Raw genomic sequence first — 23,201 nt, 5'->3', positions numbered from 1 at the left:
TGGCGACACGGGTTGCACGGCGCAAATGTAATGGATTGTTGTGGCGCGGGATTTCACGCCGATCCGATACATTGCCGCCCGGCTCGCCCGCGGCGGCAGCGGTAGAGTGGATTGCAAATGCGATTAATTCTACTTCATGCTCAGGTCGTTCCGCATGCCCTTCCTGTCGTCCCGCTCCCGTCTGCTCCGCTCCCTCGCCACTCTCGCCCTGCTCTGCCTGGGCTGGCTCGGCCTCGCCGTGCCCGCCGAAGCGCTGACCGTCACCGACGTGCTGGGGCGCAAGGTCGAAGTCAGTGGCAATGCCCAGCGCGTCGTGCTGGGTGAAGGCCGCCTGTTCTTCGCCCTCGCCCTGCTCGACCGCGACAATCCCTTCCAGCGCGTGGTCGGCTGGCAGAACGACGTGCGCCTGCTCGACCCGCACACCTTCGACGTCTACGCCCAGCGCTTCCCCCAGGTGAAGCAGATCCCGCTGATCGGCCAGGCCTCTGAGCAGAGCGTCAGCGCCGAGCAGATCCTCGCGCTGAAGCCGGACCTCGCCGTGTTCAGCATCGCCGGCGAAGGCCCGACCCAGCACAGCCCGATCGCCGATATCCTCGCCGCCGCCGGCGTCCCGGTGGTATTCGTCGACTTCCGCGTGCACCCCATCGAGGGCGTGCGCACCAGCCTTACCGCGCTGGGCGCGGCGCTCGGTCGCCAGGCCGAGGCTGACCAGTACCTGAAGTTCTACGATGCCCACCTCAAGTACATCCGCGATGGCGTGGCCGGGCTGGATGAGGCGCACAAACCGACGGTGTTCCTCGAACTGCTGGCCGGCGTCTGGCAGGCACCGGGGCACACCACCGGCAAGAGCGGCCTGGGCAGCGTGATCGACGCCGTTGGTGGTCGCAACATCGCCGCCGGCGTGGTACCCGGCGCGCTGGGCGACATCAGCGTGGAATACGCACTGTCGGCGAAACCGGACCTGTACATCGCCACCGGCAACCGCCAGCCGGGGCTGATCCTCGGCGCCGGTGTCAGCCAGCAACAGGCCCGCGAAAGCCTGGGCAAGGTCCTGCAGCGCCCCGAGTTCGCCAGCCTGGACGCCATCCGCAACGGCAAGGCCCACGGCCTCTGGCACGACTTCTACAACTCGCCGTTCAACATCCTCGCCATCGAGGCCATGGCGCGCTGGGTTCATCCCGAACGCTTCGCCGGCCTCGACCCGGCGCAGACCCAGGCGCAGATCAACCAGGACTTCCTGCGCATCGGCCTGGACGGCACCTACTGGGTCGATGCTGGCAAGCCTGAATGAACGTCGCCGTGGACACTATCGACCTGCAGCTGGCACGCCGTGAGCGCCAGCTGCAACTGCGCCGCCGGGGAGCGGTGCTGGTCGTCCTGCTCGCCCTGCTGCTGGGCTCCGTGGCCTGGGACCTGCTCAGCGGGCCGTCCGGGTTGACGCCTTCCGCCCTGCTCCACGGCCTGCTTCACCCGGCTGATCTGGAGCCGAGCCAGCGGGTGATCATCTGGAACGTGCGCCTGCCCTACGCGGTGATGGCGCTGCTGGTGGGTGGCGCGCTGGCACTGGCCGGCGCGGAGATGCAGACCATCCTCGACAACCCACTGGCCAGCCCCTTCACCCTCGGTGTGTCGTCCTCCGCCGCGCTGGGTGCTTCGCTGGCAATCTTCTTTCACCTGGGCAACGCCTGGCTGTCGGCCAACACGGCCGTCTCATTGGCCGCCTTCGTTTTCGCCTGCCTGTCGCTGGTCGTGCTGCAAGCGCTCTCGCGCCTGCGTGGCGGCGGCGTGGAAAGCCTGGTGCTGTTCGGCATCGCCCTGGTATTCAGCTGCAATGCGGCGGTCGCCCTGCTGCAGATGATGGCCAGCGAAGACGTGCTGCAACAGCTGGTGTTCTGGACACTTGGCAGCCTCGCCCGTGCTGACTGGCACAAGGCCGGCGCGCTGGCCCTGGTGCTTGCCCTGTGCCTGCCCTTCTCCCAGGCCGCCGCGTCAAAGCTCACGGTGCTGCGCATGGGCGAGGACCGCGCCCGCAGCCTGGGCGTGGACGTGCGCCGCCTGCGCCGTTTCGCCCTGCTGCGCATCTGCCTGCTGTCGGCCTGTGCGGTGGCTTTCGTTGGCACCATCGGTTTCATCGGCCTGGTCGGCCCGCACATCGCACGGCTGCTGATCGGCGAGGACCAGCGCTTCTACCTGCCGGCCAGTGCCCTGGTCGGTGCACTGCTGCTGTCGCTGTCGTCGGTGGCGAGCAAGCTGCTGATGCCGGGGCTGATCGTGCCGGTGGGCATCGTCACCGCACTGGTCGGGGTACCGGTATTCGTCGTGCTGGTCTGCCGCGGAGGACGCCACGCATGAGCCTGCTCGCCCGGAATCTGACGGTCGCCTACCGCCGCCATGCGGTGGTCCACGAGGTGACCTTGCCGGAACTGAAACGCGGCACCCTCACCGCGCTGATCGGCCCCAACGGCGCGGGCAAGTCGACCCTGCTGCGCGGTCTCGCGGGCCTGGAGCGAGTACGCGGTGAGCTGAGTCTCGACGGCCAATCCCTGACATCGCTGTCGGTCGGCGAACGCAGCCGGCGAATCGCCTACATGCCGCAGCACCTGCCCGGCGGCATCGCCCTGAGCGTACTCGATGCACTGCTGGCGAGCCTGCGGGTCAACCCGTTCGACACCGAACTGCGCCGCGCCGATCCACTGGCCGCTGCCCTCGAAGCGCTGCGCCGGGTCGGCATCCTGCACCTGCGCGACCAGCGCCTGGACCGTCTCTCCGGCGGCCAGCGGCAGATGGTCAGCCTGGCCCAGTTGCTGGCGCAACGCCCGCAGGTATTGCTGCTGGACGAACCCACCAGCGCACTGGACCTGAACTACCAGCTGCGGGTCATGCAATGCGTGCAGGAGGAAGTGCGCCGCCACGGCCTGATCGCCATCGCCGTGCTGCACGACATCGGCCTCGCCGCTCGCTACGCCGACCAACTGGCGGTGCTGCACCAGGGCCGGCTGGTCGCCGCTGGCGGCGCAGAAAGCATCCTCACTCCGCAACTCTTCGGGGACGTCTACGGCGTACAGGCACGAGTGGAGCGCTGTTCACGCCAGACGCTGCAGATCATCATCGACGAAGTGGCCTGCTGAGCCCTCAGCTCTCGCGGCGCTCCGGTTGCGTAGCGTGCACGAACACCGTGTAGGTGTCAGCCGGGTGCGCCACGCCGGCCTGGCCCAGTGCGCGGGCGATGGAGCCGCGGTGGTAGGTCGCGTGGTTGAGGATGTGGAAGAACATCTCCTCGCGGGTCAGGCTGCCGCTACGGCCGTCGGTGAAGCGGAAGTGAATGACTTCGCGCCCCTGCTCCGGGGTCAGCGCGGCGAGCTGCTCGACGTACCACTGGCCGGAGGTCAGCAGGCGCTCGCGCAGCTCGTCGTAACCGGGCACCACCTGGGTATTGGTGGCCGGATGCGGGTCCGTTTCGCCCTTCAGCCGTGCGCGGAACAGGTCCTCGACGATGGCCATGTGGTTGAGTTGCTGGAGCGCGAAGGCATGCTCCTCGGGGAAGCGCCCGGCGTCGATCTGGGCGATGGAGTCCAGTGCCCGAAGGTCCGACCAGCACTTGTAGGCGAAGGCCTGGGTCAGCATCGCGATTCCTCGTCAGTGGCGAAGGCGGCACTGTAGCGCATCCGGGGCTTGGGTTGTGTCGGCCCAGCTGCCAGACTGGCGATAGCCCCAAGGACGATTCGCTGCCATGAAAACCCCCGATATAGAAGCCATCCGCGCCTTCCTGCTGGTCGCCGACCTGAAGAGCTTCACCCGCGCCGCCGAGGTCGCCGGCACCACCCAGGCGGCGATCAGCCTGAAGATCAAGCGCCTGGAGGAATCCCTCGGCCGCGCGCTGCTGGAGCGCACACCGCGCCGCGTCACCCTGTCCGCCCAGGGCTCGGTGTTCATTGCCAGCGCACGCCGCCTGCTGCAGAGCTACGACGACACCTTGCGCTGCTTCGACGCGCCGCGCCGTACCCTGCGCATCGGCGTAAGCCATCACATCCTCGGGGCGGACCTGAGCCACTGGCTCCAGCGTCTGGCGCAAGCCGATCCGGAGGTGATCGTCGCCTTCAGCCTGGGCACTTCGCGGCAGATGCTGGAGAGCTACGAGGAAGGCGCGCTGGATATCGCACTGATCCTGCGCCACGACAACCGCCGCCAGGACGGCGAGGTAATCGGCAGCGAACGCTTCGGCTGGATGGCCGCCGAGTCGTTCGAACTGGACGATGGCGCACCGCTGCCACTGGCGATCCAGCCGGCGCCCTGCGGCATGCGCAGCATGGTCAGCAGCGCGCTGCAGGGGCAGAACCGCAACTGGAGCGAAGCCTTTGTCGGCTCGGGAATTCTGGCTATCGGTGCGGCGGTATCGGCTGGTATCGGCATTGGCGCCATGGTCGAGCGCATGGCGCCGGCGGGCTGCGTCGATGTACGCGAACGCTTCGGCCTGCCTGAATTGCCACCCCGCGACGTGGTGCTCTATTGCGCCCATCGCGACGCCCAGACGCGCGCGCTGATCGGCGCACTGAGCCAGGCCATCACTGCCTGAACCTTAGTGCAGGAGCACGCCCAGCCGCGCCAGGAACAGCGCCAGGGCGACGATCAGCGAGCCGCAGAGAGCGACGGCAGCGAAATGGATGAAGGCGAAGTCACGAGCTTGCAGCGGTTCCTGGTCCATGAACGGCACTTCCTGAACGACGGTTGGGAGCCGCCAGTATCGAAAGTGCCGCCCACGGCAAACAGCGCACGCCGGCTATTTCAGCGATAAGCGAAACGCCTCAGTAGCCCGCCTGGCGATCCACGGTGTGCAGCAATTCGCTGCCTTGCAGATCCCGCAGGATGTTCTTCGCCACGACCGCCGCACCGCCTTCCACCTGCATGGTGCTGGCGATGTGCGGAGTGACCCACACCCGCGCGTGCGACCACAGCGGATGCCCTTCGGGCAGCGGCTCCTGCTGGAATACGTCGAGAATCGCCGCGCCGATCTGCCCCGCGTCCAGTGCCGCGACCAGGTCGGCCTCCACCACATGTTCGCCCCGGCCGACGTTGATCAGTCCGGCGCCCCTGGGCAGTTGCGCCAGCGTCTCGCGGTTGAGTATGCCGCGGGTGCTGTCGGTCAGCGGCAGCAGGTTGACCAGGATGTCGCACTGGGACAGGAAGCTTGCGAGCTCCTCGGGACCGGTGTAGGTCTTCACTCCGTCGATGCTCCGCTCCGAGCGGTTCCAGCCAAGCAGCTGGAATTTCAGGTGGCGCAGTTGCGCAAGGCATGCCTGGCCCAACTGGCCGAGGCCCATCACGCCGACCCGGCTGGTCGAGGCCGGGAGGATGCTCAGCGGCTCCCACACCTGCGCCGCCTGCGCGGCGCGGTAGGCCGGCATCTCGCGATGCAGCGCCAGCGCGGACATCACCACGAACTCGGCCATGATGTCCGCCAGGGACTCGTCGACCATGCGCACCAGCGCCACCGATTCGGGAATCTTCGACAGGTCGAACTGGTCCACCCCGGCGCCGGCCGCGAACAGCACGCGCAGGCTGGTGTAACGCTCGATATCGGCGACCGCCTTCCAGGTCAGCAGGTAGGTGACACGCGCCGGGTCGACCGCCTCGAAGCCTTCGACGAACTCCAGGTCCGGCACCTGGGCGGCCAATAGGGCCCGCCATTTTTCCGCGTGTTCGGGTTCGGCGTTGTAAAGAAAGATCACGTCCTGTTCCTCGCTCTTGTTCTCTGCACGTCCGGCCAGTTAACCAGCCGACCTGCGCGAGGAACACCATCGACAAGGCACTGCGGGCACGCAGACTGACTCGTCGGGCGCCTGCGTTACTTGGCGGAGCGCACGCAACCGAAGCGCATTTCCTTCGACGGCGAATGGCCGAAGAACGAGGTGTAGCACTTGCTGAAATGGCTGGGCGAAACGAAACCGCAGGCCAACGCCACCTCCACCAGCGACAGGTCCGAATGCTGCAGCAGGCGGCGGCTTTCCGTGATGCGCAGCTCCAGGTAATAGCGCACCGGCGAGGTGCCCAGCTGCTCCTGGAACAACCGCTCCAGCTGACGCTTGGAGCGCCCCACGCACTCGGAGAGCTGGTCCGTGCTGAGCGGCTCCTCGATGTTCGCGCTCATCAGGTTGAGCACGTCGCGCAACGGCTGGGTCATCTTCTCGTGCAGTGCCGGGCGCGTGCGGCGGTAACGGGATTCCTCGAAGGCGAGGATATCGACGATGCCCTCCACCAGCTCGCGCCCGTGCAGGTTATGGATCCACTCCAGCACCAGGTTGAAGGCACCGGTCGGGCTGCCGGCGGTGAGGCGATTGCGGTCGAGGATATAGCTCTCGGCGGTGACCACGCTGTTGCGCGCAACCTCTGCCAGCGAAGCGCGATTTTCCGGGTGCACCGCGCATTGGTGACCATCCAGCAGGCCAGCCTTGCCGAGGAACCAGGCGCCATTCCACAGGCCGGCCAAAGCGATGCCGCGCTCGTCGGCGAGCTGCAGCAGGCGGCTGAGGCCGGGCATGTCCTTGAGCGGCGTGCGCAGGCCGCCGCAAACCACCAGCAGATCCATGTCCAGGTACCTGCCTTCCAGCGCCGCCGCCGGACAGATCACCAACCCGAGGTCGCTGGTCACCGCCTCGCCATCGAGGCTGTAGGTGCGCGTGGCAAAGGCGCCTTCGCGAATCAGGTTGGCGGTGACCAGGGTATCCAGCGCCTGGGTGAAGGCCGGCAGCGAGAAGTTCTCCAGCAGCACGAAACCGACTTTGCGCTGCCGCTGCGGCTCGCCTTTGCGCTCATCGACGAAGCGCAGGTTCTGCCCCTGCATCGACTCGCTGAACTGCCGTCTTTCCACTGCTGCGTACCTTTGCGAATTGCTGTTGGCAGGGGCAATCAACTGCGCGCCCCGATCCGGAGCCGGCCTGCCTCCGGTGGAAGCGGATTATACAAACGCCCCCAAGCACAGCCATCGCTTCCGTGCACAAAAGCCAGGCACGCCCGCAACCGCAACGGCAGGCGCCCTGCTCTGTACGCTGCCATCTGCTTCGCGCGCTGGGCGCTTCAGTCGGAACTCTCATGTCCGATTCAGGCTGATCACTGCCGCAGGTGATAGGCAGTTGTCGATTCACAGCGGACGTTCCAGGACAGTCGTTGTTCTGCTATGCAGTGAAGACGGCTGCTTGGCTGAAGGTATTCTTCAGCGTGCAGCGAAGCGCGCCAGGCGGAATGAGTGGCGCCGAGGATATCCGTTCAGTATCCAGTCCATGCAACATAAAGCCTTTCCGGGCCAGGTGCGCAACATGTACAAGATTCGCGCTATCGCGTCGATATTGCTGCTTGGCATTGCTTTGCCCTCCTGGGGAGAGCCGTCCGTGCAGGTTGGTTTTTCTCCTGAAGGCTCGGCACGGGTGTTGGTCCTGAAAACAATCGGCAGTGCGCAGGAAAGCATCCAGATGCTCGCATACGCGTTCCAGGCGGAAGACATCGCCCAGGCGCTGGTTGACGCTGCCAAGCGCGGCGTCAGGGTTCAAGTGGTGATCGACAAGCGACGAAACCTGGGCGCGGCCAGCAGAAAGGCCATGGACCTGGTGGTTCGCAATGGCGTCGCGCTTCGCACCAACGACCGTTTTCACCTCCACCACGACAAAACCATCATCGTCGATGGAGTGACGGTCGAGACGGGGTCATTCAACTTTGCCCCCTCGGCCGAAATGACCAACTCCGAGAATGTTGTGGTCATCCAGGGGATGCCGGAAGTCGCCCGGCAATACATCGAGCACTGGCAATCGCGCTGGGACCTTGGGGAGCCGTACCCTGCGAAGTGAGCGGGCGCAGATAGCAGCCCAACTGCGACCGATTGCTGCCGTTGCTGCCGTTGCTGCCGTTGCTGCCGTTGCTGAGCGCAGCTTCCGCCCCATGGTGGACTTCAGCAGGCAGTCTGTTGCGGGTGACTGCAAGCACTCCTCAGCTTTCCAGAGCCAGTGGAACATCGATGTAAATCTGCAGCGCCACCGGTATCTCATCGCTCGGTTCGGATTCAACCGAGTAAGCGCTCAATGCACCCAAAGCTCGCTGCACCCGCGTCTGGCTCCATTTGAAAGCTCTCTTGGCATCGTTGGGGATGAACGGCGGCCAAGGCGAAAGCTCCAGGGACATACGCAAGTACCCCTTGAGATGAGGGCGAATCTCGACACGCAGCGACAAGTGAGTCGGCGGCTGAAGCTGGACATGATCAAACAGGCTTTCCAGCAGGTATTTGTACTGGGCGACACTGATCCAGGCAGTTTTCAGATTGCTCAAGCCCAGGTCCAACTCCAATGAGTAACCTGCTGCGGCAAGCCGCTGTCGAATAGGAACCAGGAGGCTGGATGTGAGCGGCCCGAGCTTGCGGGCTTCGCGTTGCCTGGTGGCATCTTCATATTCCAGAGCCAGCAACTCTTCGATTCGAGACGACATAATCCCAAGCTGAGCGATACACGACTCCAGCTCACGCGAGGCCGCAGACGGAACAATCATATCGCTGTGGTCGTGCAGGCTCTGAAGTTGTTCGTCCAGGTCCTCCTTGATCAATTGCAGAATACTATTCTTCTGCTGGCTCCTGAATTGCGCTGCAAGGCTTTCATGGCGCAGTTCAGCCAGCATGCTGTCGCGCTCATTGAGCGGTCTGACGCCACCAACCATGGCAATCATCTCGCCCGACTTGGTGCGATGCGGGAGGCCCCAGACGTAGTACGTGCCTGATACCTCTTGCTGCTCCAGGGCTATTTCGAAGATGAACGGTTCCTGCTGCTGGACCGCCTCGTAATAACGATTGGCGGTCTGTTCGCGAAGTTCCTGCGGAATCCACAGAGCCTCCTCGATCCGCGTTCCGCGAAGCTCTTCGAAACTGCTTTGAGTCCGTTTGAGGAAGGCCTGATTGCATAGAAGCAGGCGGCCTTCGAGATCGCGGACGAACATTGAGGTAGGGGTTGAGTCGAGCATTGCACGCAGCAGCTCCAGATCCTCGTGCTGCTCTTCCAAAAAGCCACCGCCACTTGTAGAGGGGTCAACGACACCCTCCAGCCCATGAACTCGCGCCACTTTGATCAGTTGGAAATCGCTACTTACGCCAAGTTTCTGGTGAAGCCGCCCTTTGTAGGTGCTGACGGTCTTGTAGCTAAGCTTCAGATGATCAGATATATCCTTGTTACTCAGCCCCTGGCAGAGCATCTGCAGTACCGTCAGTTCTCGGGCGGATAAGCCACGCAGCTCATCCTTCAACTCTTTCGCCAGGCTTGTTGCGGTCTGCGGATTCGAGGTCTGACGAGGGAAATAGGTGCGCCCATGGACGATCGCGGCGATAGCCTTTTCCAGTTCGACAACCGGGTCGAACTTGCTGACAAATGCGTCGGCACCTTCCTGTTGAGAGCGACTGGCGTAGATCTCGCTTTCCTGATGACTGAACACCAGCAAGCGGATTTCCGGCGCACTCGCTCTTAATCGACGTAACACGTCAAGGCCACCCAGGCGCGGGATCGCCAGTTCAAGGATGACAACTTCCGGCTGCAGCTCACGGCACATCCGCAGCGCGTCCTGGCCATTGTCTGCCTCACCGACCACCTGGTGACCTGATGCCGTTACCCGCTCGCGCAATCCCTGGCGGGTAATGGGCTGGTTCTCGACGAGCAGAACCGTGCTCATAGCTATTCCCTATCCTGCAATCCCGCCTTTAGCGTAGATCAGTGGCGCCCATGGGTATGACTCCTACAGGGACAACGAAATACTCCTACAGCAGCGGGAAACATTTTTGCCGAGACTGCCAATCCCTCAAAGGCGCTGCGCCGCAATCTGCATCGACGAGCTGACGCTTTGTCATACGCCACCTCCCTGCCCGGCCGCCCCATCCCAGGTGGCTGACGCGCCTGGAGCTGCGTGGCTCGTCCGCACCACACTGCTTCGCCAGCGCCCCTGACTTGCCAATGCCCTGTGTAACGCGGAAAGGGCCGGCCCTCCACCAGCGTGATGGCGAGCGCCGCGAAATCCCCCTCATGCGTTAGGCCCCATCGTCACTTCAGGCGGCCTTACACCTCTAGAGCGACTCCTACAAGCAGCCCCGGACGACTCTGAGTTTTCTCTGCGCCTTTCATTCCTAGCATGACTGCAACTTAAAACCTGTCTGGAGTTGCAGCCATGTTCTCCCCAGTCAAGCCCCGCCTAAGCCGGTCCTCCCTGACCGCCAGGCACACCCCGCGAGATGAGGCCGGAGTCTTTGTCGGCGGCTATTTCGAGTACGCCCGCCAAGACCGCACCAGCATCCCGTACCTCTCCCGGCGCGCTATCCCGCAATCGCGGCAGACGGCCATGGAGCACCCGCCGCTGAGTCGGCCCGTGCGCGCCATGTTGCGGCTTGCCCTTTGATTTCCCTTCCTGAGCCCAGGGAGAGCCTCCCTGGGAGGAGATTCCCATGAACAAGGTCTATCGGTTGATATGGAGCACCGCGCATAACGCGTGGGTAGCAGTGTGCGAGTTTGCCCGGGCCAAAGGCAGGCAATCGAGCGGGAAGCGTGCCGTGCATACCGGCACCAGCGGAGTTGCAGTCGCCTTGGCGCTGTTGGCAATTCCTGCTGGGGTGGTTATTGCCAGAGAGATCGGCGAAGCCACAGGGACGGATACCAAGGCAGTTGCTGCGGCAACAGTTGAGGAAAACAAAGGTGTCGAAAGCGCCGGTTCGGTCGCGGTACTCGCGACACCGAACCCAGGCCCTGACCTGCACTACTACAGCATAAACAGCAGTGCGACCGGGGCTGGCAGCAACTATGCCAACGACGGCGCCACAGGTGAAAACTCGATGGCCGCTGGCGCCGGTGCGTCGGCGAGCGGCATACAGAGCACAGCCATCGGCAACGGTGCGCAAGCGACTGGCGACTACACCACGACCGTGGGCATGGGAGCGCAGGCGACGGTGATCTACAGCACCGCCGTCGGACAGGGCGCAAGCGCGACAAACATCGGCAGCACGGCGCTGGGATATATGGCGCAGGCTCCGGGCCGCAGTGGGACCGCGCTAGGGATGAGTGCCACCGCCGGCGGTGACTACGGTACTGCGGTGGGCCAGAACGCTCGTGCGAATGGCTACAACGGCAGTGCATTGGGCTTCACGTCCGAGGCCAACGGCGACCTGAGCACCGCAGTCGGAAGCTTTGCCAAGGCCTACGGCGAGAACTCCACCAGCGTTGGTTACTTCAGCGTCGTCAACGGCGTCACGGCGGGCGCCCTTGGGTTCGAGAATCTGGTCAATTCGCGCAACAGCTATGCGATTGGCAACTTCAGCCAGCTCACGGATGCAAACCAGAGTGATGTGTTTGCCCTGGGCAACCAGATATCCCAGACCATCAGCAACTCAGTCGCCCTGGGCAGCAAGTCGGCCATGAATGCCGACCTGACGGCTCAGAGTGCGGGCATGACGATCTACAACAGCCAAACCATCAACGGAACCACCACCAACGTCGCAGGCGGTGAACCGGTCGGCGTGGTGAGTGTGGGCGGCGTAGGCAGCGAACGGCGCATTCAGAATGTGGCCGCAGGGCTGGTAAGTGCGGATAGCACCGATGCCGTGAATGGCAGCCAGCTCAATGCGGTGGCCACCGACGCGCTGATGTGGGACCCCAGTGTGGGCGCCTACAGTGCCAACCACGGTGGCAATGGGCCGAACAAAATCGTCAACGTGGCAGCCGGTGACATCTCCGCCAGCAGTACCGATGCGATCAACGGTTCGCAGCTGAATGCCACCAACCAGCAGGTCGACCAGAACACCACCAACATCACCAACATCAGCAACAACATCGACAACGGCACGCTCGGCCCGGTGCAGCGCACGGGTACGGATCAGCTGTCGCTGATTGCCGCTGGCGGCGATGCCACCGCCCCAGGCGCCGCGCAGGTGCTGACCAACGTGGCAGACGGCGCCATCACGCCCACCTCCACCGACGCCATCAACGGCTCCCAGCTCCACGAGACCAACCAGAACATTACCAACGTCGATAATCGCGTCAGCAACGTCTTCGGTGACGACAGCGTCGCCAACGTCCAGCAGAACGGTCGAGGCATCCGCTACGTGCGCACCAACGACAACGGCCTGCCGGTCGAGGACGCCTATGCTCAAGGGCAGGGTTCCACCGCCGTGGGCTATCAAGCGACGGCGACGGGTGACAGCGCTCTTGCCCTGGGCCGCAATGCCAATGCTTCGGCGGACAACAGTGTTGCCCTGGGTACCAATAGCACCACCACCTCAGACCTGGCTCAACCAGCCTATGCTCCCAATGGCGCCGTCGTTGCAGGCGTGGCCAGCGGCGAAGTTTCGGTCGGCTCAGCCGGTGCCGAGAGACGCGTGACCAACGTCGCCGCTGGCGCAGCGGACACCGATGCAGTCAACGTCTCGCAGCTCAAGGGCCTTGCCGGCCGTACCGACCAGTTGACCCAGGATGCCCTGCAGTGGGACCCGACCGCCAACGGCGGGCTGGGTGCCTACAGCGCCAACCATGGTGGCAGCGGCCCGAACAAGATCACCCACGTCGCCGCGGGTGACATCTCTGCGTCCTCCACCGATGCAGTCAACGGTGCGCAACTGTTCGACGTAACCAATCAGATCAACAACATCACCCTGGGTGCCACCAAGTATTTCCACGCCTCCTCGACCAAGGCCGACTCCGTCGCCAGCGGCACCGACTCCGTCGCGGTTGGCCCGGCCGCCCAGGCCTCGGGAACTTCGTCCATCGCCATGGGCGACGGCGCCAATGCCAGCGGCACCAACGCCAGCGCCATCGGCAGCAATGCCAGCGCCAGTGGCAGCGGCGCCACGGCGACCGGTAACGGTGCCAGCGCCAGCGGCGCCTCGTCGGTGGCCATGGGCGACGGCGCCTCGGCCAGTGGCGAGCGCAGCGCAGCTATCGGCGCCGGCGCGGACGCCCAGGCCGACAACAGCGTGGCACTGGGCGCCGGCTCGCTGGCTGATCGCGACAACAGCGTTTCGGTAGGCAGCGTCGGCAACGAGCGGCAGATCACCAACGTCAAGGCCGGCGAAGCCGACACCGACGCGGTGAACGTCGCACAGCTGCGCGCACAGGGCGACACCATCAGCAACGTCGACAACCGGGTCAACCAAGCAGCTACCGACATCACTCATCTGCAGAACGGAACCGATGGCATGTTCCAGGTGAACAACAGCAGCAACCTGCCCAAGCCACGCGCCCGAGGGGTCGACTCAGTGGCCGGCGGGGCGGGGGCCGAGGCCTCGGGCAACAACAGCGCAGCCATCGGCACTCGCTCGCGTGCCAGTGGCAGCAACGCCACTGCCCTTGGTAACGGCTCCAATGCCCAGGGCTCCAACTCAGTGGCCCTGGGAGCAAACTCGGTGGCAGACCGCGCCAACAGCGTTTCGGTGGGCAGCGCGGGCAACGAGCGGCAGATCACCAACGTCGCGGCGGGTACCGCGCCGACCGACGCCGTGAACGTCAGCCAGCTGCAGAAGAGCATCGGCGACATCTCCAGCCAGTACTACGACTACGCCGACTCCCACTACAACGCGCTGCGTCATGATCTGAAGAAGCAGGACGACATGCTCAGTGCCGGGATCGCCGGGGCCATGGCAATGGCGACACTGCCGCAGCCCTACTCGCCGGGAGCCAGCATGGCCACTGTCGGTGTGGGCAATTATCGCGGCCAGGGGGCGCTGGCGGTCGGCGTATCGAAGATCTCCGACAACGGCAAATGGATCACCAAGCTGGAGGGCACGACCAGTAGCCAGGGTGATACCGGCCTAGCAGTTGGTGTCGGTTACCAGTGGTGAGTCTTTCCATCCGAGCCCGGCTTCGGCCGGGCCTTCTCCCGGAGGTCAAAATGAACATTCAAACATCCCGAATCGCCAGGTTCTTCGCCCTCGGTTGCGCCGCCCTGCTGCTGGCGGCCTGCGGCAGCTACAGTGCGGTAGACGGGCAAGGCCACAGTGCCAACCCAAGATTTCCACCGATCAGCGACGCCTACCGCCCGCAAGGCAGTTACGTAGACCTGGAGAATCTAGGAAAGGTACACGCAGGCATGAACAAGGCGCAGCTCTACGAACTGCTCGGTACCCCGCACTTCAACGAAGGCCTGCTCGACGTGCATGAATGGGACTACATCCTGCGCTTTCGTCGCGGAGGCCGAGACGACCTGATCTGCCAGTACAAAGTGCTGTTCGACAAGGACATGCAGGCCCAAAGCCTCTTGTTCTTGCCGGCCGACTGCCTTGATGAGGTCAAGTCGGTCGCCTCGGAGTAATTGCGGCCGGTTGCCAAACAGAATTGTCGGCAGCGCTTCAAGACTGTCGGAAGCCAGTGCCTGCTTCTGGCCGAAAGCTGTCCGCGGCAAACGCATGCCGGCTCCCCCCACTCAGGTAAAGGCCGCTAACTTCGTCACCCTGCGCAAGTGATCGGCTGGAGGGCGTACGTGCAAAGCCCGGCGTGCATGTAGTGATGCGATAGACGCTCGATTACGTGACTCGCCTCGGCACAGCAGCCGCTTCCGGCCGCTACTGGCAGTCCACGGCCGTAGCGGCCATGAGGATGGCGAGTGGGCAGGCGAACAGTCCCGGAGTGACACCGAGGATCATTTTCTCCGAGCCTTGGCGCTACCAGGGAGACGAGGCCGGTGCGGGGAACAGTGGTCTCCCCCTCGAGAGCCGTACCTTGCGTGACAGCAGTGCGGCAGTACCGGTCCGTGTATCCATCGCAAACCGAACTACGCTCCTCCAGTCGACACTCCTGGAGAGATCACGATGATCCGTACCCTGCTGACCACGTCCCTGCTGGTGACCTTGAGCGTTCCGGCTCAGGCGGGGATAGCCGCCTTCCCCTCCTCCTTTCGCACCCAGGAGGTCGCCGTAGAGGGCGCGACCATCCACGTGCGCGTCGGCGGAACCGGGCCGGCGGTGGTGCTGCTGCACGGGTTCGGCGATACCGGTGACATGTGGGCGCCACTGGCCACGGACCTGGCCAAGGACCACACCGTCGTCGTGCCGGACCTGCGTGGCATGGGCTTGTCGTCGATTCCGGCCAGCGGCTACGAGAAGAAGACCCAGGCCGCAGATGTGCGGGCGGTACTCGCTTCGCTGGGAATCGAGCACTCGGTGGTCATCGGCCATGACATCGGCACCATGGTGGCCTATGCCTATGCGGCACGTTATCCGCAGCGAACCGAGCGCCTGGTGGTGATGGACGCTCCCGTCCCCGGCATCACGCCGTGGAATGAGATCGTCCGCTCGCCGATGCTCTGGCACTTCGACTTCGGCGGCCCCGATATGGAGCGGCTGGTGGCAGGGCGCGAGCGCATTTACCTGGACCGTTTCTGGAATGAGTTCGCCGGCGATCCGCACAAGGTGGACGAAGCGACCCGCCAGCACTATGCCAAGCTCTACGCCCGTCCCGGTGCGATGCATGCCGCCTTTGCCCAGTTCCGCAGCATTCGCCAGGACGCGGTGGACAACGAGGCGTCGAACAAGACGCGGCTGACGATGCCGGTGCTCGCCGTCGGCGGTGAAAAATCCTTCGGCGCCAACGAGGCCATCGTCATGCGCAATGCTGCCGACAACGTCACCGAAGTGGTGGTGCCGGGCGCCGGGCACTGGCTGATGGAAGAGGCGCCAGCCCCGACAATCCAGGCCATTCGCCAATTCATTTCGCCGTGAGATCCACGCCATGAAGGGCCCGGCATCAGTAGCCTGATGCCGGACGTTTCAGCGGCCCCAAGCCTTCCCCATCAGCGCATGGTCAACAAAGAAAGTTCGCTGCCGCTCGTCACAGAAATCCGATAGGAAGGTTGACCCTCCCCTACTGCGCCACTAGATTCCTACCCTTCTTTCGCTGGGGTGCCCTGTGCCCCGGCGATCACAACGGCAAAGGAATGTCCGCTCATGTTCAAGCCCCTCAGGCCCTGGCTGCCTGCCCTGCTGCTTTGCAGCCCGCTCGCCGCGCAAGCGGAAGGTCCCTCTGGCGATTTCTGGCTGATTCACCAGCAAGGCAGCCTCTACAAGAACGAAATCTTCGTCATCGATGGCGACTCCGCCAACATCTACGACCGCAAGAACGGCGTGCGCTCGCTGGGCGTCTATCAGTTCTACGAGGAAGGCGCCAAGCCGACCTTTACCGCCTATGACGTCGAGGTCGACTGCGCGAAGAATCGCGTGCGCCTCAACGGCGCGCAGAACTACGACAAGTTCTACAACGACATCCGTCCGAAGAAGGTCTCCAAGGAATGGCAGAAGAAGCCTGAGGCGTGGATCGCCCAGAGCCGCGACTTCCTCTGCAAGCCGGATGCCCACGTCGAGCAGAAGATGTACCCGCTGGGCAAGATGCCCATGACACAGCTGGTCTCGGCCGCCCCTGGCCTGTTCCAACTGCAGAACCGTGAGCACGCCAAGAACCTGATCCTGCAGATGGTCGACAAGGGCTTTGAGCAGATGCCGGTCAAGAACGCACCGGCCAAGGAGGGCGTGCAATGAAAGGACTACTGGCACTCGGGATGATCGCCATCCTGCTCGGCGGCTGCTCCGCCATTCCCACCCTGCCCGAAGCGCAGGCCCGCAGCTACTGGAAGGGCCGCCCGGCCGGCGACGCCATCGACCACTTCGGTGCACCCAGCGATATTGGCCTTGCGCCGGAGAACGACTGGGTCGTGCTGATCTACCGCCGCGATACTTCCTACGTCTCGCGTGAAGCGCTCGGCACCTACACCGGCCCGCAGAACGGCCAACTCGTGCATACCGAGTACTGGGGCGACGTGGTCCACTCCGCCAGCTGTGAAATCCGTGTCGCCATCAATCGCGCCCGGCAGGTGGACTACCTGCTGACCCGCGGCAATTGCGGCGGCATCGCGCTGAAGCCGGAAGCCTGAGCCCAGGCTTCTCCATCAAGGAGGATACGAAACCATGCCAAGCATGAACTACCTGGCGAAAGCGGCATTGCCATTGCTCGGTCTCCTGGCCATCAGCTCGCAGGCTTCTGCCGAAGAGGTCAAGGTGACGGAGTTGCTGCGCAGCGGCTATGAAGTGAAGGCGGCCTACGTGGCACCGGGGCGAGTCACCCAGATCCACTTCCTGATCCTGCAGAAAGGCACGTCGGTCTACCAGTGCGGCAGCTACGAAAGCAGCGCACCCATGCAGCGCTACTACGACTATTCCAACACTTACTCCTGCTCGCAGATCGGGGACTGGGTGCCCAGGAACTGAACGGCTTTCACCCTCAGCCTGTGCTCCTGCGAAGGTCGGCATCCCCGATGCCGGCCGGCCCCCGCGCTCCAACCGTCACACGGATTTTTCTGCGATGAAATTGCACCTGTTGCCCGCCAGCCTGTTGCTGGCCTGCGCCGTCTCCCACGCCGCCGAGCAAGCGCCTGTTCCCAAGCCCCTGGAAGAACAGGTCGGCCGCCTGGTCGAGCTGTACAAGGACAGCTTCGCCACGGGTTACCCCGAGGCCACCCGGGTGCAGACCCTGAAGGCCGGCAACGGCAGCGAGCTGACCCTGGCGGTCTTCACCGTCGAAGGCTTCGACATGGGTAACAACTACAACCAGTACCTCGCGGTCTTTGCCTCCACCCCGAACGAGGAAGGCCAGGAGCACTACAGCCTGCTGGATGCCATGCAGATCGGCGGCGGTGGCTGGCGCTCGATCGAGGCACTCGATGCCAGGCTGGTCAGCGATCCCACGGGCCAGCGCACGCTGATCGATATCCCGGTGATGGAAAACACCGACGACGATTCGCCGAACTTCCCTAGCCGCGCCGGTGTGATCCACCTGTCCCTGGAAGGCTCGCAGACGCCTCGACTGGTGGAACACAACTGACACCGCCGCAAGGTCGTACCAGGCCTGATACCAAGTCGATAACAAGCCACGCTAAATTTCGCTGCGCGGCGGCCGCCACTGTCGGATAACCATCCTCAGCGGAAGCCTCGCCATGACCACCATCAGCGCCGTCAGCGCCACCAACGTTCGCTATTCCACTGCCTCGACTTCCTCCGCCTCGACCGTTGCAGCGAGCGGCGAAGACAGCACCGCCACTGACACCACCAGCACCGGCCAGACTTCGGCAAGTGCTTCTGCACAAGGCGCGGGCGGAGCGGCAGGTGCCGGTGGCGCCGCGGCAAGCAGCGGCTCGGACAGCAGCTCCGACACCACCCTGGAAAAACTCAAGCAGGCCATGGAGCAGGCGCAGAAGGAACTGGAAGAAGCCGAGCAGGAGCTTGCCAAGGCCAGCCAGGGCGGCGGCCAGACCGAGGAAGAAAAGCAGGCCCAGCAGATCGCCGCCCAGGCTGCACAAGCGCGTGTGTCGTCCGCCTCGGCGGCCGTGGCAGCGGCTACCGCCGCCTATTCGCAAGCGCTGACCGAATCCGGCAGCGGCACCAGCGGCACGTCGGTGAATACCACGGCCTGAGGCCGGCAAACCAACGGGCTGGCGCGCTCGCGCAGCCCGGTCAGGCTCAGCGGGTCCAGAGCGGGTCGGTGGTGAAGGCGATAGTCAGCCAGCGGTTCGGGCCCTCGCCGCCGATGGCCTCGCCGATCTCGTCACGCAGTCGGTCCCACTCGTCCAGGGTCTGCGCCGGCCAGCCCGGCGGGACGATGAAGTACAGCTCGATCTGCTGTGCCCGCCCGACCTTGGCGACATAGGCCTGGTACGCCAGGAAGCCGTGCTGCGCGACGATCTGCGCGGCCACCTCGTCGACGTGCTGCTTCAGCTCCGGCGGGGTGACCAGCAGGATGTCCTTGAGCGCCTGGCGAATGGTCAGGAACGGAATCGGCAGGATCACCAGGCAGATCAGCGCCAGCACCGCCGGGTCGACATACGGGCCGATCTGCGCGTAACCGCTCACGGTCGCCAGGTCGCCGACCAGGAAGGCGATCAGCAAGGCCAGGGAAATGCTGCCGGACATCACCCAGGACTTGGCATCGAGGGCGACGAAGTCCGAGCCGATGCGCCGGTTGGCGCGGAACTGCACCGCCGCCAGGGCGAAGCAGACCAGGGTGGCGACCGCCGCATAAAGAATGGCGAAGCCGAACTCCAGCGCATGGCCGCCGCTGAGCAGCCGGCCGATGGCGTTGATCAGCGCATACAGCGTCACGCCGCAGAGCAGCGTGCCATTGAGTGCCAGCACCATCGGCTCCAGGTGCCAGAAGCCCATGTTGAAGCGTTCGGCCAGGCGCCGGCTGGCGTCGCCCTCGGTGGTGTGGCGGCGGATCAGTGTCGCCACCATCAGCGCCAGGCCGCTCATGCTGGCATCGGCCAGCGAGTAGACACCATCGAAGACGATGGAAAAGGATCCCGAAAGCAGGCCGACGACAATACCGAAACCGGCCAACAGCACGGTCACGATGATGGAAAGCCGCAGGATGCCCTGTTCTGTTTTCATTGCTGGCGTGCTCCTCGCGCCTCGATGGTTGCGTCGCCGGAAGCCGGCCTGGCCGGCCCTGGCGGTTTCGCTGGGGGGCGCGACTATACGCCAGGGGCCTGGCCACGGCCATTGGCGCCCCGGCAATGTGCCCGTGCAACGTCGCAAGAGATCGGTGCCACCAGTGCGCCCCCGGTGCCGCCATTTCCTCCGAGGCGGCGCAGCCTCGATCTAGGGCGGGGTTACCCCTTCGTCCATCAGGTAGGTCACCAATTGCCGGGCGTGGGACGACAGGGCATCCCAGTCGGCAACGCAAAGACGCAGCTCACGGGTGGCCCAGGGGTCCGCGAGGGCCACCAGCGTCGTCGGCAATTCCTGCGCCAGCCGCGTCGCGGCAGCCTCCGGCAACATGGCCACGCCCACTCGCTGGGCGACCAGTTGGGCGATGGCATCGAAGCTCGGCGCGCGCACGCGCACCTTGAGCGGCAGCGCATTGCGTACCGCCATCGCCTCGACGAAGCGTTGCATGGCGCGCTCGGCCGGCAGGCAGACGAAGGGAAAGCTCAACGCGTCGCGCAGGCTGGGCAGGTGCTGGCTGGCCAGCGGGTGGTCCCGCGGCACCAGCAGCACCAGCTTGTCATTGCGAAACGGCAGTGACAGCAGGCCCGCGGTGGGCAGGTTGCCGTCGTACACGCCGATGTCGATCGAGCCGTCCCGCACCGCGAGCAACACGTCCTTGCTGTTCTGCTCGATCAGTTGCAGGTCCACCTCCGGATAATCCGCCAGGAAGGGCCCCAGCGCAGTGGGCAGGAAGGTGCTGTTGGCGACGGTGGACGCCGCCAGGCGCAAGGTGATGCGCCGCTCACCGCCCAGTTCCTGCAGGGTGTCCTTGAGCTGCCGCGCCTCCTTCAGTACGCGCTGGCTGGCCTCCAGCACGAGGCGACCGGTCGGCGTCAACGTCATGCCGTCGCTGTGCCGGGCGAACAGGGCAAGCCCGCAGCGCTCTTCGAACTGGCGCAGCCGGTTGCTCGCCGCCGAGACCGCCACGGGCACCGAGGCCGCTGCCTTGCTCAGGCTGCCGGTACTGGCGATGGCGGCGATCAGCCGCAGATCGGCAAGATCGAAATGCACTTCGCGTTCTCCATGGATGAAAGCAATCTTCGCCAATCCAGCATTCTAGCGGCCGAGCCTTCTCCCTAGAATAATGCCTTTCCCCTGCCCTGCGTTCCCGCCGACATGAACAATCTGACTTCCCTGTACCAGCGCAGCCTGCACAACGGCGTGTTATTCGCCGTGCTGTCCGCCACCGGCTTCAGCCTCAAGGCGGTTTTCGTCAAGCTCTCCTATGCGGCCGCGTCCGTGGATGCTATCACGGTGCTTGCCATCCGCATGGGGCTGGCGCTGCCGCTGTTCCTCTGGCTGCTGTGGTTCAGCCGGGGGCCGCAACAGGCACGGCTCTCCCTGCCCGACGGCGTACGCATCCTGCTGCTCGGGCTGGTCGGCTATTACCTGTCGAGCCTGTTCGACTTCTACGGCCTGGAGTACATCAGCGCAGGCCTGGAGCGGCTGGTCCTGTTCACCTATCCGACACTGGTCCTGCTGCTGCAGATGGCCATGACCCGCGAACGCCCGAGCTCGCGCACCCTTGCGGCCATGGGCCTGTGCTACCTCGGCCTGGGCATAGCGCTGGTGCACGACATCAAGATGGAAGGCAGCGGCGGGCAGATCCTGCTGGGCGCCGTCTGGGTCTTCGCCAGCGCCGTGGCCTACGCGGTTTACTACATCGGCACCGCCGCAGTGATCCAGCGTGTCGGCTCGATGCGCCTGGCCGCGCTGGCCGGCATCGCCTCGTCGGTGATGGTACTGGGGCACTACGCGGTGACCGGCGACGCACAGCAGCTGGCAACCCTGCCAGGCTCGGTGTGGCTCTACGGCGCCCTGATGGCACTGATCTCCACCGTGCTGCCGATCTACTGGATGGCGCTGGCCATCCAGCGCATGGGCGCCACCCACGCGGCGGCGTTCGGCAACCTGGGGCCGGTACTCACCGTGTTCGCCTCCTGGGCCCTGCTGGGCGAGGCGATCTCGATCTACCAACTGGCCGGCCTGGCACTGGTGTTGTTCGGGGTGTCGCGGTTGTCCGGTGGCAAGGCGGCTGTACCTCAACCTGCGCCGAAACAGCAGGCCGAGGACTGCAAGGCAGCGGGTTGAGCGTATCCGCTGCCGCCCTGCGCGCGGACACCATGGCTTCGTGCACCGGTACGCCATTCACCTGGCGCACCAGTGCCTCACCCGCGTCTTACTGCACGTTGCCGCTATCGAGCTGGTGTTCCTTCTCCGCCAGGCCATTGGCCAGCGTGCTCAGCTTCGTGTCCGGAGCATTGCTGGGCAGCGGGTCGACGCCGGCCGAGGCGAACACCTGGCCGTAGCTGTTGCGCAGCTCGGCATAGGCCAGGTCGCGACGCAGGTCCGCCTGCAGGGCGTTGAGCTCGCCCTGGATCAGGTCCAGTTCACCGATGCCCTGCGCCTGGTGGCGGTTGCGCAATTGGCCGACGATCTGGTTATCCAGGCTGGCCAGTTCCTGCGTGGTGACGAACTGGCGGCGCGCCTCGTTGTAGTTGGCGTTGGCCACGTAGAGCTGCGCCAGAACGGCCATCGACATGGCCTGGCGACGCGCCACGTTGACGTCTTCGCCGGCCTTGGCGACATCGATGGCTGCCGGGGCGGACAGGACGTTGAACAGGTTCCAGGTGACCTTCACGCCGTAGTCGGCCCAGCGGTTGTTGACCAGGAAGCTGTTGGAGTCGTAGTGCCCACCGGCGGAGAACTCCAGGCCCGGCAGCAGGCGCAGCATGGCCTTGCGGGTTTCCGCGGCACTGATACGCGCCTGGTAGTCCTGCTCGCGCAGTTCCGGGCGGCTGGCCAGGGCCTGCTGCTCCAGCTGCTCGATGCCCACTTTCAACTCCGGCACGTCGTAGCCTTCCGGCGCTGCCAGGGTCAGGTCGGTGCCCAGCGGCAGGTTGATCAGCGTGGCCAGTTCGGTCTTGGCCAGGGACAGCGCGCGGCGCTGCTCTTCCAGCTGGCGGCTGGCCTCGATCAGGGCGCGCTGGTAGCCCAGTGCCTGGACCGGATCGCCAATGCGCTGCTGGCTCATCTGCTGGCTGTCCTTGCGCGCACTGTCGACCCGCGCCATCAGCGCGTCGATGCGATCCAGCAGGCGTTGCGCGGCGACGGCACGCCAATAGGCCGAGCGCACGTCCTGGATGATGGTTTGCACCACCTTGCGCCGGCGCTCCTGGACGATCAGGCGCTGGTCGGCCTGCTGCTTGGCGCTGACGTAGCTGACGCCGAAGTCCAGCACGTTCCACACCATGGTGAGGTCGGCGACATCGCGGTCACGATCCTGCGAGGTGGAAGGTTCCAGCGATTGGGTGTTGGTCAGCACGCTCTGGCTGCTGGACGCGCTCTGGTTGTTGCGCCCGGCGTAGCCCGCTTCGAGCGCCATACGCGGCAGCATGTCGAAGGTCGCGAGGTCGAGCTGCCGGCGCGACAGCGCCTCTTCCATCACCTTCAGGCGCGACTCGAGGTTGTACTTCACCGCGCGGGCCATGGCCTCGTGCAGGGTCAGCGGGCCACTGAGCGGCTCCTGATCCTTGAACATCGCCCGCAGGTCGTCGCGGGCACGTTGCTCGCTGACGCTGCGGTCGATGGGTTGTGTAGTAACGGCGCAGCCTGACACGGCAAGTGCCAACAAGCTGATCCCTAGCAAAGTCGTGTGTTTTTTCATCCCTGGCCGTCC

22 protein-coding genes are annotated in these 23,201 nt (G+C 64.8%); 14 read left to right on the top strand and 8 right to left on the bottom strand.

Annotation, left to right across the window (positions count from 1 at the left end):
- The first annotated feature begins 154 nt into the window (after positions 1-154).
- The 3 genes from A6723_RS07665 to A6723_RS07655 are packed head-to-tail and all read left to right on the top strand — an operon-like array spanning position 155 to position 3,128.
- Positions 155-1,291, top strand: coding sequence for an ABC transporter substrate-binding protein (locus tag A6723_RS07665; protein WP_054908915.1), 1,137 nt, complete (start codon positions 155-157; stop codon positions 1,289-1,291).
- The gene (locus A6723_RS07660; protein WP_054908914.1) at positions 1,288-2,352 is read left to right on the top strand and encodes an iron ABC transporter permease; all 1,065 of its coding nucleotides are present in this window, start codon (positions 1,288-1,290) and stop codon (positions 2,350-2,352) included. The genes A6723_RS07665 and A6723_RS07660 overlap by 4 nt, the downstream gene beginning before the upstream one ends.
- Positions 2,349-3,128, top strand: a complete 780-nt coding sequence (locus A6723_RS07655) for an ABC transporter ATP-binding protein (RefSeq protein WP_054908913.1) — start codon at positions 2,349-2,351, stop codon at positions 3,126-3,128. Before A6723_RS07660 ends, A6723_RS07655 begins: the two co-directional genes overlap by 4 nt.
- Positions 3,129-3,132: 4 nt before the next feature.
- Here the strand turns inward: A6723_RS07655 and A6723_RS07650 are convergent, their stop codons facing one another.
- Positions 3,133-3,624, bottom strand: coding sequence for a DinB family protein (locus A6723_RS07650; protein ID WP_054908912.1), 492 nt, complete (start codon positions 3,622-3,624; stop codon positions 3,133-3,135).
- A gap of 106 nt (positions 3,625-3,730) precedes the next feature.
- On the opposite strand from A6723_RS07650, the gene A6723_RS07645 reads away from it, so the two are divergent.
- Entirely contained in the window at positions 3,731-4,573 is an 843-nt protein-coding gene (locus A6723_RS07645; protein ID WP_054908911.1) for a LysR family transcriptional regulator, read from the top strand.
- Positions 4,574-4,576: 3 nt separating this feature from the next.
- Here A6723_RS07645 and A6723_RS32350 read toward each other — a convergent pair whose 3' ends face one another.
- The 3 genes from A6723_RS32350 to A6723_RS07635 all read right to left on the bottom strand — a co-directional run bounded on the left by A6723_RS32350 (position 4,577) and on the right by A6723_RS07635 (position 6,865).
- Positions 4,577-4,702, bottom strand: a complete 126-nt coding sequence (locus A6723_RS32350; RefSeq protein ID WP_256233810.1) for a hypothetical protein — start codon at positions 4,700-4,702, stop codon at positions 4,577-4,579.
- A 100-nt stretch (positions 4,703-4,802) separates the two neighbouring features.
- A complete protein-coding gene (locus tag A6723_RS07640) occupies positions 4,803-5,726 on the bottom strand; it encodes a glyoxylate/hydroxypyruvate reductase A (protein ID WP_054908910.1) in 924 nt (307 codons plus the stop codon).
- Positions 5,727-5,842: 116 nt separating this feature from the next.
- Entirely contained in the window at positions 5,843-6,865 is a 1,023-nt protein-coding gene (locus A6723_RS07635; RefSeq protein WP_256233809.1) for a GlxA family transcriptional regulator, read from the bottom strand.
- A gap of 445 nt (positions 6,866-7,310) precedes the next feature.
- On the opposite strand from A6723_RS07635, the gene A6723_RS07630 reads away from it, so the two are divergent.
- On the top strand, positions 7,311-7,835 hold the full coding sequence (locus A6723_RS07630) for a phospholipase D family protein (protein ID WP_054908951.1): 525 nt from the start codon (positions 7,311-7,313) through the stop codon (positions 7,833-7,835).
- Between the two features lie 139 nt (positions 7,836-7,974).
- On the opposite strand, the gene A6723_RS07625 is transcribed toward A6723_RS07630, so the two are convergent.
- Positions 7,975-9,690: a response regulator gene (locus A6723_RS07625; protein WP_054908908.1), complete on the bottom strand. Its 1,716-nt coding sequence runs from the start codon at positions 9,688-9,690 to the stop codon at positions 7,975-7,977.
- Positions 9,691-10,453: 763 nt separating this feature from the next.
- Here A6723_RS07625 and A6723_RS07615 point away from each other — a divergent pair.
- From A6723_RS07615 to A6723_RS07580, 8 genes are all read left to right on the top strand, one after another.
- Entirely contained in the window at positions 10,454-13,834 is a 3,381-nt protein-coding gene (locus A6723_RS07615; RefSeq protein WP_082450687.1) for a YadA-like family protein, read from the top strand.
- A 50-nt stretch (positions 13,835-13,884) separates the two neighbouring features.
- The gene (locus A6723_RS31155) at positions 13,885-14,304 is read left to right on the top strand and encodes an outer membrane protein assembly factor BamE (RefSeq protein WP_054908905.1); all 420 of its coding nucleotides are present in this window, start codon (positions 13,885-13,887) and stop codon (positions 14,302-14,304) included.
- A gap of 496 nt (positions 14,305-14,800) precedes the next feature.
- Positions 14,801-15,709, top strand: a complete 909-nt coding sequence (locus tag A6723_RS07605) for an alpha/beta fold hydrolase (protein WP_054908904.1) — start codon at positions 14,801-14,803, stop codon at positions 15,707-15,709.
- Between the two features lie 225 nt (positions 15,710-15,934).
- Complete coding sequence (locus A6723_RS07600) at positions 15,935-16,522, top strand: hypothetical protein (RefSeq protein ID WP_054908903.1); 588 nt, start codon at positions 15,935-15,937, stop codon at positions 16,520-16,522.
- Entirely contained in the window at positions 16,519-16,914 is a 396-nt protein-coding gene (locus tag A6723_RS07595; protein ID WP_045214467.1) for a hypothetical protein, read from the top strand. The genes A6723_RS07600 and A6723_RS07595 overlap by 4 nt, the downstream gene beginning before the upstream one ends.
- A gap of 34 nt (positions 16,915-16,948) precedes the next feature.
- Positions 16,949-17,248 (top strand): hypothetical protein, encoded by a 300-nt coding sequence (locus tag A6723_RS07590; protein WP_054908902.1) that lies wholly within the window; start codon positions 16,949-16,951, stop codon positions 17,246-17,248.
- A 94-nt stretch (positions 17,249-17,342) separates the two neighbouring features.
- Positions 17,343-17,861, top strand: coding sequence for a hypothetical protein (locus A6723_RS07585; RefSeq protein WP_054908901.1), 519 nt, complete (start codon positions 17,343-17,345; stop codon positions 17,859-17,861).
- 112 nt (positions 17,862-17,973) lie between these two features.
- Entirely contained in the window at positions 17,974-18,450 is a 477-nt protein-coding gene (locus A6723_RS07580; RefSeq protein WP_054908900.1) for a hypothetical protein, read from the top strand.
- 46 nt (positions 18,451-18,496) lie between these two features.
- Here the strand turns inward: A6723_RS07580 and A6723_RS07575 are convergent, their stop codons facing one another.
- Complete coding sequence (locus tag A6723_RS07575) at positions 18,497-19,423, bottom strand: cation diffusion facilitator family transporter (RefSeq protein WP_054908899.1); 927 nt, start codon at positions 19,421-19,423, stop codon at positions 18,497-18,499.
- Between the two features lie 210 nt (positions 19,424-19,633).
- A complete protein-coding gene (locus tag A6723_RS07570) occupies positions 19,634-20,533 on the bottom strand; it encodes a LysR family transcriptional regulator (RefSeq protein ID WP_054908950.1) in 900 nt (299 codons plus the stop codon).
- A 105-nt stretch (positions 20,534-20,638) separates the two neighbouring features.
- On the opposite strand from A6723_RS07570, the gene A6723_RS07565 reads away from it, so the two are divergent.
- A complete protein-coding gene (locus A6723_RS07565; RefSeq protein WP_054908898.1) occupies positions 20,639-21,613 on the top strand; it encodes a DMT family transporter in 975 nt (324 codons plus the stop codon).
- 88 nt (positions 21,614-21,701) lie between these two features.
- On the opposite strand, the gene A6723_RS07560 is transcribed toward A6723_RS07565, so the two are convergent.
- On the bottom strand, positions 21,702-23,189 hold the full coding sequence (locus A6723_RS07560) for a TolC family protein (RefSeq protein ID WP_054908897.1): 1,488 nt from the start codon (positions 23,187-23,189) through the stop codon (positions 21,702-21,704).
- Between the last annotated feature and the right edge of the window lie 12 nt (positions 23,190-23,201).

Source organism: Pseudomonas sp. AU11447, from assembly GCF_001672555.2.
GTDB classification, from domain to species: Bacteria; Pseudomonadota; Gammaproteobacteria; order Pseudomonadales; family Pseudomonadaceae; genus Pseudomonas; species Pseudomonas nitroreducens.
The sequence above is the reverse complement of the archived record's forward strand: the minus strand, read 5'-3'. Positions and strand labels throughout refer to the sequence as shown.